General features: G+C 70.8%; 9 protein-coding genes. 2 read left to right on the top strand and 7 right to left on the bottom strand.

Features of this window, described 5'->3' with window-relative positions:
• Nucleotides 1-8: 8 nt before the first annotated feature.
• Nucleotides 9-2,870 carry an FAD-binding and (Fe-S)-binding domain-containing protein gene (locus ABZ098_RS20745; RefSeq protein ID WP_356593139.1) on the bottom strand — a complete coding sequence of 954 codons (2,862 nt, stop codon included), beginning with the start codon at nucleotides 2,868-2,870 and terminating at the stop codon, nucleotides 9-11.
• 90 nt (nucleotides 2,871-2,960) lie between these two features.
• Between ABZ098_RS20745 and serC the strand changes: the two genes are divergently transcribed.
• Nucleotides 2,961-4,079 carry a phosphoserine transaminase gene (serC, locus tag ABZ098_RS20740; RefSeq protein ID WP_356593137.1) on the top strand — a complete coding sequence of 373 codons (1,119 nt, stop codon included), beginning with the start codon at nucleotides 2,961-2,963 and terminating at the stop codon, nucleotides 4,077-4,079.
• Nucleotides 4,080-4,149: 70 nt separating this feature from the next.
• Here the strand turns inward: serC and ABZ098_RS20735 are convergent, their stop codons facing one another.
• The 5 genes from ABZ098_RS20735 to ABZ098_RS20715 form a co-directional block, all read right to left on the bottom strand.
• Complete coding sequence (locus tag ABZ098_RS20735) at nucleotides 4,150-4,752, bottom strand: hypothetical protein (protein ID WP_356593135.1); 603 nt, start codon at nucleotides 4,750-4,752, stop codon at nucleotides 4,150-4,152.
• 213 nt (nucleotides 4,753-4,965) lie between these two features.
• Nucleotides 4,966-6,579: an alpha/beta hydrolase gene (locus ABZ098_RS20730; protein WP_356593133.1), complete on the bottom strand. Its 1,614-nt coding sequence runs from the start codon at nucleotides 6,577-6,579 to the stop codon at nucleotides 4,966-4,968.
• Nucleotides 6,580-6,745: 166 nt separating this feature from the next.
• On the bottom strand, nucleotides 6,746-8,266 hold the full coding sequence (locus ABZ098_RS20725) for a cellulase family glycosylhydrolase (protein WP_356593131.1): 1,521 nt from the start codon (nucleotides 8,264-8,266) through the stop codon (nucleotides 6,746-6,748).
• A gap of 129 nt (nucleotides 8,267-8,395) precedes the next feature.
• Nucleotides 8,396-9,205: an ABC transporter permease gene (locus ABZ098_RS20720; protein WP_356593129.1), complete on the bottom strand. Its 810-nt coding sequence runs from the start codon at nucleotides 9,203-9,205 to the stop codon at nucleotides 8,396-8,398.
• Nucleotides 9,202-10,173 carry an ATP-binding cassette domain-containing protein gene (locus ABZ098_RS20715; RefSeq protein ID WP_356593127.1) on the bottom strand — a complete coding sequence of 324 codons (972 nt, stop codon included), beginning with the start codon at nucleotides 10,171-10,173 and terminating at the stop codon, nucleotides 9,202-9,204. The genes ABZ098_RS20720 and ABZ098_RS20715 overlap by 4 nt, the downstream gene beginning before the upstream one ends.
• A gap of 88 nt (nucleotides 10,174-10,261) precedes the next feature.
• Between ABZ098_RS20715 and ABZ098_RS20710 the strand changes: the two genes are divergently transcribed.
• A complete protein-coding gene (locus tag ABZ098_RS20710) occupies nucleotides 10,262-11,053 on the top strand; it encodes a TetR/AcrR family transcriptional regulator (protein ID WP_356593125.1) in 792 nt (263 codons plus the stop codon).
• Here ABZ098_RS20710 and ABZ098_RS20705 read toward each other — a convergent pair.
• Complete coding sequence (locus ABZ098_RS20705; protein WP_356593123.1) at nucleotides 11,036-12,028, bottom strand: WD40 repeat domain-containing protein; 993 nt, start codon at nucleotides 12,026-12,028, stop codon at nucleotides 11,036-11,038. The two genes, ABZ098_RS20710 and ABZ098_RS20705, sit on opposite strands and share 18 nt — an antisense overlap.
• Nucleotides 12,029-12,437 lie beyond the last annotated feature (409 nt).

Genomic DNA, 12,437 nt, shown 5'->3' with positions numbered 1-12,437 from the left:
CCGCCTGGTCAGGGCTCTCGTTCCAGTGCCTCGGCCAGTACCTCCGCGAGATGTCTGCCCCGCACCCCCGCCAGCTGCTCCAGCTGCGTGCGGCAGGAGAATCCGTCGGCCAGCACCACCGCGTCCTCGGGCGCCCGGCGCACCGACGGCAGCAGCCGCTCCTCGGCGCAGGCCTCGGACACCTCGAAGTGCCCTTTCTCGAAGCCGAAGTTGCCCGCCAGACCGCAGCAGCCGCCGGTCAGTTCGCCGGTGAGTCCGGCGGCCTCGCGCAGCCGGCGGTCGGCCGTGTCGCCGAGGACCGCGTGCTGGTGGCAGTGGGTCTGGCCGACGACCGGGCGGTTGAGGGCCGGTGGCCGCCAGCTGGGGGCGAGGCGCTCCAGTGCCTCCGCGAAGGTCAGCACCCGGGAGGCGAGCAGGGCGGCCCGCGGGTCGTCGTGCAGCAGCTCCGGCAGGTCGGTGCGCAGGGCGGCCGCGCAGCTCGGTTCCAGGACGACGACCGGGGCCCGGGTCTCCAGCACGGGTGCCATCAGGTCGAGGGTGCGCCCCAACACCGTACGGGCGCGGTCGAGTTGCCCCGTCGACACGTACGTCAGTCCGCAGCAGACCCGGCCCCGGCCCCGCAGCAGGGACACCGGGTCGAGGGCGACCGTCCTGCCGTCGCCCACCGGCGCCTTCGCCAGGTGCACGGTGGGCGGCAGCGCCACCCGCAGCCCCGCCGCCTCCAGCACCCGTACGGCCGACTGCCCCACGGACGGCGAGAGGTGCTCGGTGAAGGTGTCCGGCCACAGGACGACCAGCTCACCGGTGCCGCGGGCGCTCCGCCGGCCCCACCAGCGGCTGAACGTCTCCGCGGCCACCCGCGGGATCCGGCGTTCCGGCGCGATCCCGCCGAGCCGTTTGGCGACTGCGGCCGAGGGCCGTAGGGCGGCCAGGGCGTTGACCAGCGGAGCCACCCGCAGCCGGTCCACCCGGCGCAGCCACTCCGGCAGCCGGCCCATGCTGTGGTGGGCGGCCGGGCGGCGGCGCCCTGCGTAGTGGTGGTGCAGGAACTCCGCCTTGTACGTGGCCATGTCGACCCCGACCGGGCAGTCGGACCGGCAGCCCTTGCAGGACAGGCACAGGTCGAGGGCGTCCCGCACCTCCTCGGACCGCCACCCCTCGGTCACCAGCTCCCCCGCCAGCATCTCGTGCAGCAGCCGGGCACGCCCGCGCGTGGAGTGCGCCTCCTCGCCGGTGGCCCGGAAGGACGGGCACATGACGGCGGGCCCGGACACCGAGGTCGTACGGCATTTCGCGACCCCGACGCAGCGCCGTACGGCCGCCGGGAAGTCGCCGCCGTCGGCCGGGTACCCGAAGGCCACGTCGACCGGCTCGCGGGGCAGGACGGCGAAGCGGAGGTTCGAGTCGAGGGGGGCCGGGCGGACCAGCGTGCCGGGGTTGAGCAGGTCGTCCGGGTCCCAGACGGCCTTCGCCCGCTCGAAGAGGGCGACCATCTCGTCGCCGTACATCCTCGGGAGCAGTTCGGCGCGTGCCTGTCCGTCGCCGTGCTCGCCGGACAGTGAGCCGCCGTGGGCCACCACGAGGTCGGCGAGCTCCTCGGAGAAGCGGCGGAACCTCCCGATCCCCGCCTGTGTCAGCAGGTCGAAGTCGATACGGACGTGGATGCAGCCGTCGCCGAAGTGGCCGTACGGCGTGCCGCGCAGGCCGTGGGAGCCGAGCAGCCGCCGGAAGTCCCGCAGATACGCCCCGAGCCGCCGTGGCGGCACCGCGCAGTCCTCCCAGCCGGGCCATGCCTCGGTTCCGTCCGGCATCCGGGTGGCCGTGCCGCTGGCGTCCTCCCGGATGCGCCACAGCGCCCGCTGCCCGGCGGGGTCGGTCACCACGAGGGCGTCGAGGACGTCGGCGGCGCGCACGATCTCCTCCGCACGCGCACGTGCCTCCGCCTCGCTGTCGGCGCCGGTCTCCACGAACAGCCATGCGCCGCCCCTCGGCAGCGCGGCCGCCGAGGGCACCAGGTCGGCCGCCATGCCCTCCACCGTCAGGGGGCGGTGCACCAGCAGCCCGGCGGCGGCTTCGGCGGCCGCGCCTTCGTCCGCGTACCCGAGCACGGCGAGCGCACGCGCGCGTGGCGACTCCACGAGCCGGACGACGGCCTCGGTGAGGACGCCGAGGGTGCCCTCGCTGCCGCAGAAGGACCGCGCGACGTCGGCCCGGTTCTCCGGCAGCAGGGCGTCCAGCGCGTACCCGGAGATCCGGCGGGGCAGCTCGGGGAACCCGGTCCTGAGCCGCGCGAGCTCCCCCTCGGCCAGTTCCCGCAGCCCGGCCGGCGCCCCGGCCCACTCCTGCCCCAGCCGCAGCCGCTGCCCGCGCGCGGTGACGACGTCCAGCTCCCGCACGCTGTCGGCGGTGGTCCCCCACGCCACCGAGTGCGACCCGCAGGAGTTGTTGCCGATCATCCCGCCGAGCGTGCACCGGCTGTGCGTGGAGGGGTCGGGCCCGAACCGCAGCCCGTGCGGGGCGGCGGCCTCCTGGAGGCGGTCGAGGACGAGCCCGGGCTGCACCACGGCCGTGCGCGCCTCGGGGTCCAGCGACAGGACCCTGTCCATGTGCCGGGTGAAGTCCAGTACGACTCCGGTGCCGGTGGCCTGTCCGGCGATGGAGGTGCCGCCGCCCCGCGGCACGACGGGTACTCCGTGCGAGCGACAGACCTCCAGGACGGCGGCCACGTCGTCGGCGTCCCGGGGTGCCACGACCCCGAGGGGGACGCGCCGGTAGTTGGACGCGTCCATGGTCGTCAGGGCCCGGGAGGTGACGTCGAAACCGACCTCGCCCCGGACGGCCTTGTGCAGATCAGCCTGGAGATCCGTCATGACTCCAGCAAACCAGTCCGTCCGACACCGCCGCGTCTCACCGGACGGACTACGTTTCGACCAGGTTTCCCCAGGGGCTACGCTCCCCTCGTGGCTGAGATCCAGATTCCCGCTGACATCAAGCCCGCCGACGGTCGATTCGGCGCGGGCCCCTCCAAGGTGCGGACGGAAGCGCTGGACGCGCTGGCCGCGACCGGAACCTCCCTCCTCGGCACCTCCCACCGCCAGGCCCCGGTGAAGAACCTGGTCGGCCAGGTGCGCGAGGGCATCAGTGAGCTGTTCTCGCTCCCCGAGGGCTACGAGGTCGTCCTCGGCAACGGCGGCTCCACCGCGTTCTGGGACGTGGCGACGCACGGGCTGATCGAGAACAAGTCCCAGCACCTGACCTTCGGCGAGTTCTCGTCGAAGTTCGCGAAGGCGTCCAAGCTGGCTCCCTGGCTGGCCGAGCCCACCGTCGTCTCCTCCGACCCCGGCACCCACCCGGACCCGCGGGCCGAGGCGGGCGTCGACGTGTACGCGTTCACGCACAACGAGACCTCCACCGGTGTCGCCGCCCCGATCAGGCGCGTGGCCGGTGCCGACGAGGGCTCCCTGGTCCTGGTGGACGCCACCTCCGGCGCCGGCGGCCTCCCGGTCGACATCGCCGAGACGGACGTCTACTACTTCGCCCCGCAGAAGTCCTTCGCCTCCGACGGCGGCCTGTGGATCGGCGTGTTCTCCCCGGCCGCGATCGAGCGCGCCGAGCGGATCCACGCGAGCGGCCGCCACGTCCCGGAGTTCTTCTCGCTGCCCACGGCGATCGACAACTCCCGCAAGAACCAGACGTACAACACCCCGGCCCTCGCCACCCTCTTCCTGCTGAACCAGCAGCTCGAGTGGATCAACGGCCAGGGCGGCCTCGCCTGGTCGACGGCCCGCACCAAGGACTCCTCGACCCGCCTCTACAGCTGGGCGGAGGAGTCCAAGCACGCCACGCCGTTCGTCACCGACGCGGCCAAGCGCTCGCAGGTCATCGGCACGATCGACTTCTCGGACGAGATCGACGCCGCCGCGATCGCCAAGGTCCTGCGCGCCAACGGCATCGTGGACACCGAGCCCTACCGCAAGCTCGGGCGCAACCAGCTGCGCGTCGCGATGTTCCCGGCGATCGACCCGGCGGACGTCGAGGCGCTCACCAAGTGCATCGACTACGTGATCGAGAAGCTCTGATCACTCCGGTACGACGACGAAGGGCGCCGGTTCTCGCCGGGCGCCCTTCTCTCGTCCTGAGGCAGGCCACTCACTCCTCGCCGAACAGCTCCTCGGCGCTCTCCACGCTCAGGGAACGGTCGAGCCAGGTCTCCAGGACCTCCAGGTCGAGGCAGGCCATGACCCGTTCCTCCACGGACTCCGGGACCTCGACGCCCCGCGTACGGAGAACCCGAAGGACGGCCTTGGCCTCACCCTTGGCCTCACCATCGGAGTGAACCTTGGTCCAAGCCTCCTCCATCACGCTGCCGAAGCCGGGGAAGTTCGGGGTGTACACGGCCATCAGTCGCCTCCAATGACCGCGGGCCGGACCTTCGTCCAGACCGACCTCGATGTATTCGGCCCATTTCGCGTTGGGCCCCAGCACCGGCGCCACCTCGTCCACTATCGCAAGGATGGCCGGGTCCTTGCCGTTGATGAGAATGGAGATGGTGGTGAGGGCCAGGTCTTTCGCCGCCTCCTCCGGGTCGGTGATCGGACGCACGCCGAACGGCCCCACGACCAAGGGGAACTCCTCCATGCCCGTATGGAAACTTCGCCCGATGCGGATGGGCTGCTTCGCCATCTCGGTGAGATCGGTGTCGAGCGGCTCGATCGAGCTGTACTCGGGGAACTTGACGCCTGCCTCCGGCACGAGCCGAGCCAGGAGATCGGTCTCCTCCCGGAAGATCCGATCACGGCGTCATGTTGTGAACTGACCATGCGACGAAACGTAATCGAGCAAACACACGCTCCACGTTCAGATGTCCACATGATCAATCGCACGGGTGAAAATGCCATCGGTGATTGACAGACAGTGAGGGCGCCCGGTGAACACCGGGCGCCCTCAGGGTCGTTCAGGTCGAACTCAATCTCGGAAGCCGAGTATCCCGTGCAGGGCGGCACCGCCGGGAACCGTGGCGCCCGGCTCCGATGTGCCGCTCAGGGCCGACTTCGCCGACTGAGGCTCCAGCGGTGTCGGGTCCGGGAGTTTCTTGCAGGTCGCGTCGGCCGTGCCGTGGCCGCGGGGAACCGTGCCGTCGGTCAGGTACTTGGCCAGGTACTTGTCCAGGCAGGCGTTGCCGCTCAGCGAGATGCCGTGGTTGCCGCCGCCCTGCTCGACGACCAGGCTGGAGTGCTTGAGCAGGCGGTGCACGGTGACGCCGCCCTGGTAGGGGGTGGCCGCGTCGTTCGTCGCCTGGAACAGCAGCACCGGCGGGAGCTTGCTGTTGGCGACGTTCACCGGCTTCGCCGGCTTGGTGGGCCAGAACGCGCACGGCGCGTTGTACCAGGCGTTGTTCCAGGCCATGAACGGGGCCTTCTCGTACACGGCCCAGTTGTCCTTGCGCCACTGGTTCCAGTCGCGCGGCCAGGCGACGTCACGGCACTGCACCGAGGTGTAGACGCTGTAGCCGTTGTCCCCGGACGCGTCGATGGCCGCCATGCCCTCGTACGCCTTGACGAGCGGGGCGGTGTCCTTGTGGTTCACGTAGGCGGCGAACGCCTGGGCGAGGGAGGGCCAGTAGCCGTTGTAGTAGCCGCCGGGGATGAAGGTGTCCTCCAGCTCGGATGCGCCCACCTTGCCGCCGGCCGGGTTCTTGGCCAGGGCCGCCCGCATGGCGTACCACTTGGCCCCGACCTTGGCCGGGTCGGTACCGAGCTTGTACGTGGAGTCGTACTTGGCGATCCATGCCATGAACGCCTTCTGCCGGGCGTCGAAGGCGTAGTCCTGCGAGATGTTGGCGTCGTACCAGACCCCGTCGGGATCGACGATCGAGTCCAGCACCAGGCGGCGCACCTGGCCCGGGAAGAGCTTGGCGTAGACCTGGCCGAGGTAGGTGCCGTACGAGTAGCCGAAGTAGTTGATCTTCTTGGCGCCGAGGGACTTGCGGATCGAGTCCATGTCCTTCACGGCGTTGATCGTGTTGATGTACGGCAGCACGTCCGCGTACTTGCGGCCGCAGGCGGCCGCGAAGGACTTGGCGCGCTCCAGGTTGGCCTTCTCGATCGCGGGGGTGCTCGGCACGGAGTCCGGGCGCACCGGGTTGAAGTAACCCGGCTTGCAGTCGAGGGCGGGCGTGCTGTCGCCCACACCGCGCGGGTCGAAGCCGATGACGTCGTACTGTGCCGCGACGGCCTTGGGCAGCGAGCCCGCGACGAAGCCGGCGAGGGTGAGACCGCTGCCGCCGGGACCTCCGGGGTTGACCAGCAGCGGGCCCTGGTACTTCTTCGCGGTGTGCGGGACCCGGGACAGGGCCAGGGTTATCTTCCGGCCCTGCGGCTTGGCGTAGTCGAGGGGCACCTTCACCGACCCGCACTGCAGGGTCGGGTAGTCCTCCGTGCCGCATTTCTTCCAGCTGACCTTGGCCGTCGCCTGGGCGGTGGCCGCGGAGAGCGACGTGCCGGCCTCGGCGGGGACGGCGGTGAGCGTCCCGGCCAGGACGACGGTCGCGCCGCACAGCACGACTGCGCTTCTTCTCATGAAGTTCTCTCAAACCATGGGGGGTTGGGTCCGGACCGGAAAGTGCACGGTCCGGACCGAATCTTGTCGAAGAAGCTCGAAGATGAGAATCATCTCAACGGAAGATTTGAAACTCCTTTGATCTGGAGGCGCTCGGCACCCCCCGAGCGCCTCCGTCACTCGGGACTCACGTCGCCGTGCAGCTCACGCTCGGCACACCCCCGCCCCCGGGCGCGCCCCCGAACCCGAAGCTCGCCGAACCGCCCACCGCGACCGCCCCGTTGTGCGCGGCGCTGGTCGCGGTCACGGTCGAGCCGGTCTGGGTGTACGAGGCGTTCCACATGGAGGTGACCTTCTGCGCGCCCGGCCAGGTCCAGGTCACCTTCCAGGAGGAGAGGGCCGTCGACCCCGAATTGGTCACCTTGACCTCGGCGTTGAAGCCGCCGCCCCAGTCGCTGCTGACGGAGTAGGAGGCGGTGCAGGCCGCCGTGCCGCCGCCCGGGTCGCCCGGGCCGCCGGGGCCGCCGCCGCCCGAGCCCGGGAAGCCCGGCGCCTTCACGCTCGCCAGATAGCCGTCCTTCACGGTGTCCACGGTCTGCCAGTCGTCCTTCAGGATGCCGCCCGTGTCACCGGAGTTGGGGTTCCAGGACCAGAAGGTCCAGTGGAAGGAGTCGGCGCCGTACGTCGAGGTCGGGCGCAGGTAACTCACCAGCGCGGCCAGCCACTTCTGGTCCACGGTCGACTGGAGGGTGGTGCCGAACTCGCCGACCCACACCGGGGCGATGTTCTGCTTGAAGATGTAGCCCCAGTACTTGTCCCAGATTCCCGGCATGTTGGCGGGGAACGACGGGTCGTTGAACCAGCTCTGCTGGGCCACGCTGGTCGCGTAGTCGTGGGCCGAGTACACGACCCGGTTGGCGACGTCGAGCTGCACCGGGTACTGGGCGACGCCCATCAGGTTGCCGCCCCACCAGCCCGAGACGCCGTTGAAGGTCTGCACGCCCTCGACGAAGATCAGCAGCTCGGGGTTGACGGACAGCACCGCGTTCCCGGCCCGCTGGGCGGCCAGCCGCCAGTCCCTTGCGGTGTCCCCGCAGCCCCAGCAGGCCGGGTCGTGGGGCTCGTTGTGCAGATCGATGCCCACGACGGTGTCCTGGCCCTTGTAACGCGTCGCCAGCGCCTTGAGGTTGGCGATCCACGTCGACTCCGGGACCGCTGCCGTGTACCAGAGCGCCGACTGCCCCCCGGCGTCCGGGCGGTGCCGGTCGAGGATGACCTTGAGGCCGTCCCGGCCGGCGTACGACACGATCCGGTCCAGGACGCCGAGGGAGTTCAGACCCTGGAGGTCGGCGTTCTTGCCGCCGGAGAAGTCGATGCTGCTGGGGACGGTGCCCGGCTTGAAGATGTCGTCGCTGAACGGGACGCGGATCGTGTTGTAGCCCAGCGACTTCATCTGGTCGATCATGGACTTGTAGTCGCGGGACCAGAGGCCGTGGACGACCTGGTTGCTGGTCTCGAAGCCGAACCAGTTGATGCCGGCGATCCGGACCGGCTGCCCGGAGGCGTCCAGGATCTGGCGGCCGCTGGTGTGCCAGTATCCGGCGCCGGCCGCCTCGGCGGCGTCGGCCGTCTGAAGACCGGCGGTCCCCAGCGGCAACAGGAGAGCCGCCGCCATCGCGCACAGCGCTCTTCGCAAGCTGCGGAACATGTTCGCTGCTTCCTCTCGGGGGGCGCGGGCCCGGAACGAGGTGGGAGCGCTCCCACCACCCACGCCTCCCATGGAAGACAGGTCGCATGGACACGTCAAGACGCTGGACGTGTCCATGTGCGCGTGACGTCACCTGCTGAGCTTCTGGAACCTCCGTACCGCCAGCGGCAGGAACACCGCCGTGAGCACGACGGGCCACACCCCGGCCATCAGCAGGGAGTGCTGCTCGACCCAGGAGTCCCCGCCGCCGACCGGCGTGCCGAACAGGTCACGGGTGGCCGCGGCCGTCGAGGAGATCGGGTTCCACGCGGCCACCGCGCCCAGCCAGTCGGGCATGAGCTGCGGAGCCACGAAGATGCTGGAGATCATCGTGAGCGGGAAGGCGACCGCGAACAGCCCGCCCGCCGCCTCCGGGTTGGGGACCATCAGACCCAGCCACACCCCGATCCAGATGAGCGCGAACCTCAGCCACAGCAGCAGTCCGAAGGCGGCGAGGAAGCCGAGCCCGCCGTCGGGCCGCCAGCCCATGGCCACCGCGGTGAGCATCATGATCGCCAACTCGGCGCAGGCGACGAGCAGATCGGTCACCCCGCGCCCCGCGACCACCGCGGAGGAGGCCATCGGCATCGAGCGGAACCGGTCGATCACGCCCTTCGTGGCGTCGTGGACCACCAGGGTCGCGGTGTTGATGAACCCGAAGGCCATCGTCATCACGAACATGCCGGGCATCAGGAAGTCCTTGTAGTCCCCGCCGCCGGGTACCTGCATGGCACTGCCGAAGACATAGCCGTAGAGCAGGACGGAGAGGATCGGGAAGCCCAACTGCCAGGCGATGTTGATGGGTTGGCGCTGGTAGTGGGTGAGTCCGCGGCGGACGATGTTCCAGACGTCGGCGAGGACCCAGTAGGTACGGCCGCGGGTGGCCTCCAGTGTGCTCATGCCGCTGTCTCCTCTTTCTCCGTGCGGTGTCCGGTCAGGCGCAGGAACACGTCGTCGAGGCTCGGCCTGCGCAGTCCGATGTCCTCGACCCGCACACCCTCGTCCTGGAGGGTGCGGGCGACTTCGGTGAGCGCCGAGACGCGGTCGACGACAGGGGCGTGCACCCGCAACTCCCCCTCCTCAGCCTCCGGTTCGCCGTCACAGACGCGGGCGACGACCTTCACCGCGCGCGGGATGTCCGTCCGCTCGGCGACCACGACCTCGATACGGTCGCCGCCGACCCGGTCCTTGAGGCCGTCCGGGGTGTCGTCGGCAATGGCCCGGCCCTGGTCGATGACGGTGATGCGGGAGGCGAGCTTGTCGGCCTCCTCCAGGTACTGCGTGGTCAGCAGCACGGTGGTGCCGCTCGCCACCAGCGCCCGCACGGACTCCCAGACCTCGCCGCGGCTGCGGGGGTCCAGGCCCGTCGTCGGCTCGTCGAGGAAGAGCACGGCGGGCGCGAGGATCATCGAGGCCGCGAGGTCGAGCCGGCGCCGCATGCCGCCGCTGTACTTGCCCACGCCCTTGTCGGCGGCGTCGGTGAGGTCGAACCGGTCCAGCAGCTCGGCGGCCCGCTGCTTGGCCCGCCTGCCGCCGAGGTGGAACAGCCGGCCGAACATCTCCAGGTTCTGCCGGCCGGTGAGGACCTCGTCCACGGCGGCGTACTGCCCGGTGAGACCGATCCTCGACCGCACCTCGCGCGCCTGGCTCACGACGTCCAGGCCGGCCACGCTCGCCCGGCCGCCGTCCAGCCGGATCAGCGTGGACAGGATGCGGACCGCCGTGGTCTTCCCCGCGCCGTTCGGCCCGAGCAGTCCGTGCACGGTGCCCTCGCGGACGGCCAGGTCGAAGCCGTCGAGGGCGCGCTTGTCGCCGTACCGCTTCTCCAGCCCCTCGGCGCGCACGGCGTATCCGTCGTCGGTGGTCATGGGGTCCCCCTTCTCTCCTCAACTGAGTACACCGTACCCGATTGCGCGTACGCTGTACTCAATTTTCCGCCGGAACTAAGCTGCACCCATGACGAGCAGCGGTGACACCAGTGGCAGCGGGGACATCGTCCGCACGCTCGAACTGCTGTGGGACGGGGCCCCACGGCCCAGCCGGGGACCGAAGCCCGGTCTGACGCTGGACCGGATCGTGGAAGTGGCCGTCCGGATCGCGGACGAGGAGGGGTTCGACGCGGTCTCGATGCGCCGGATCGCGGCCGAGCTCGGCACCGGCGCGATGTCGCTGTACCGGTACGTCCCCGGCAAGGCCGAGCTGCTCGACCTGATGCTCGACCGAGTCCAGCGCCCGTCCGAGAATCCGTCCGACCTTGGTGACGGCTCCTGGCGTTCCGCCCTGGAGGCGATGGCCCGCGCCACCCTCGCCCTCTACACCCGCCACCCCTGGCTGCTCGGCGTCAACCAGGCCCGTCCGCTGCTCGGCCCGAGCGCGCTGGACGGCATGGAGAAGATGCTCGGCCGCATCCGTCCGATGGGCCTGACCGATCCGGAGCTGGTGTCGGCGGTGATCATGGTCGACGGGTACGTCGTCGGGGCCGCGCGCACGCAGGTCTACCAGCGGGAGGCGGAGCGTACGTCGGGCATGACGACCGCGGACTTCTTCGCGGCCCAGGCGCCGTTCCTGGAGAAGGTCATGGCCGGCGGGCGCTACCCCGTCCTCGCGTCCCTCGCCGCGGACACCTGGGACCCGGGGTTCGACCACTTCGAGTTCGGGCTCCAGCGGATCCTGGACGGCCTGGAGGTGTTCGTGGCGGCCCGGCGGGAGGGCTCGGCGGGCCCGGACGGCTCACGAGCGCCGGAATAGCCGCCGGAGTCCGAAGAGGGCGGCGACGGCCCCCAGGGCGAGGGCACCGATCTTGAGGGTGCCGTGGGAGTCCGCGCCGCCGTCGCTCCCGGAGGCGGCGGAACTCCCGCTCCCCGAGGACGACTCGGACCCGCCGTCACCGGGCGCGTCCTGCGCCTCCACCTCGCTGTCGGCGCCCTCCATGCCGAGCAGGAGCTTGGTCCCGTCCGGGGAGTAGGAGACGGATTCCCCCTGGCCGAGGGGCACGCTGAGCCGCCCCTTCTTCTTGATGTCGCCGCCGTTCCAGTCGTACCAGATGCCGCCGAAGTACCCGCGTACGGCGAGCTGCCGCCCGTCCGGTGAGAAGGCGGCGTCGGTGGCCCAAAGGTCGACGGGCTTGACCGGCTTGAACACGTTCGTCCCGGTGGGCGAGAGGGTGGTGGGCCCCGCGTAGAGGTGCCCGCCGTCCTCCTGCTTGTCGATGATGTAGACGCGCCCGGTCTTCGGGTGGACGACCATCGACTCGGCGTCGCGCGAGCCGTCGGTGTACTTCACGACGTACTGGGTGGCCTTGACGGACTGGTCCTTCAGGTCCTTCGGCTCGGGCAGCTTGTAGATCCACACATAGGGCCAGGTCACCCCGTCGTTGTCGCCGATGTCGCCGACCCAGATCTGGTTGCCGGGCCCGATGGCGATGGCCTCGACGTCCCGCGGGGTGCCCACGCCGGTCATGGTGATCCTGGCGACGGTCCTGCCGGTCGCGCTGTCGACGGCGTACAGGTACGCGCCGGTGTCCTGGTCGTTGTGGGTCCAGTAGATGCCCGGGTGCTGCCGGGAGGCGGCGAGCCCGCTGGACTCGGTGATCCGGGGGTCGCTGATGGTGAAGCCCTCGTCCCCCTTCCCGTCCCCGTCGGCGGCGGAGGCGGGCACGACGACGGGCAGGGTGAAGCCGCCCACGAACAGAATCCCGACGAGCAGGGCAAAGGGTCGACGCATACCCCCAAGCCTGCCATCCCCTCCGGGGGTTGGACGGGTTGGAGGGGTTGGAGGGGTCGGCCGGGGGGGCAGGGGGTCGGGAGGGTGCGGTCGGGGGTGGGGGGCCGAGGACCGGGGGGCCGGGGACCGGGGGCCGGAGGAAGGGGGCCGGGGACCGGGGGCGGAGGAAGGGCGCCGAGGACCAGGGGCCGGAGGAAGGGCGCCGAAGACCAGGGGCCGGAGGAAGGGCGCCGAGGACCAAGGGCCGGAGAAAGGGCGCCGAAGACCGGGGGCGGAGGAAGGGGGCCGGGGACCGAGGACCGGAGGAAGGAGGCCGGGGACCGAGGACCGGAGGAAGGAGGCCGGGGACCGAGGACCGGAGGAAGGAGGCCGGGGACCGAGGACCGGAGGAAGGAGGCCGGGGACCAAG

The sequence above is a fragment of the Streptomyces sp. NPDC006335 genome (assembly GCF_040612795.1).
GTDB lineage: Bacteria > Actinomycetota > Actinomycetes > Streptomycetales > Streptomycetaceae > Streptomyces.
The sequence above is the reverse complement of the archived record's forward strand: the minus strand, read 5'-3'. Positions and strand labels throughout refer to the sequence as shown.

Coding starts and splice junctions, on each gene's coding strand:
- ABZ098_RS20730 (WP_356593133.1), bottom strand. CDS start 6,579: ATGAGAAGAAGCGCAGTCGTGCTGTGCGGCGCGACCGTCGTCCTGGCC.
- ABZ098_RS20725 (WP_356593131.1), bottom strand. CDS start 8,266: ATGTTCCGCAGCTTGCGAAGAGCGCTGTGCGCGATGGCGGCGGCTCTC.
- ABZ098_RS20710 (WP_356593125.1), top strand. CDS start 10,262: ATGACGAGCAGCGGTGACACCAGTGGCAGCGGGGACATCGTCCGCACG.
- ABZ098_RS20745 (WP_356593139.1), bottom strand. CDS start 2,870: ATGACGGATCTCCAGGCTGATCTGCACAAGGCCGTCCGGGGCGAGGTC.
- ABZ098_RS20705 (WP_356593123.1), bottom strand. CDS start 12,028: ATGCGTCGACCCTTTGCCCTGCTCGTCGGGATTCTGTTCGTGGGCGGC.
- ABZ098_RS20720 (WP_356593129.1), bottom strand. CDS start 9,205: ATGAGCACACTGGAGGCCACCCGCGGCCGTACCTACTGGGTCCTCGCC.
- ABZ098_RS20715 (WP_356593127.1), bottom strand. CDS start 10,173: ATGACCACCGACGACGGATACGCCGTGCGCGCCGAGGGGCTGGAGAAG.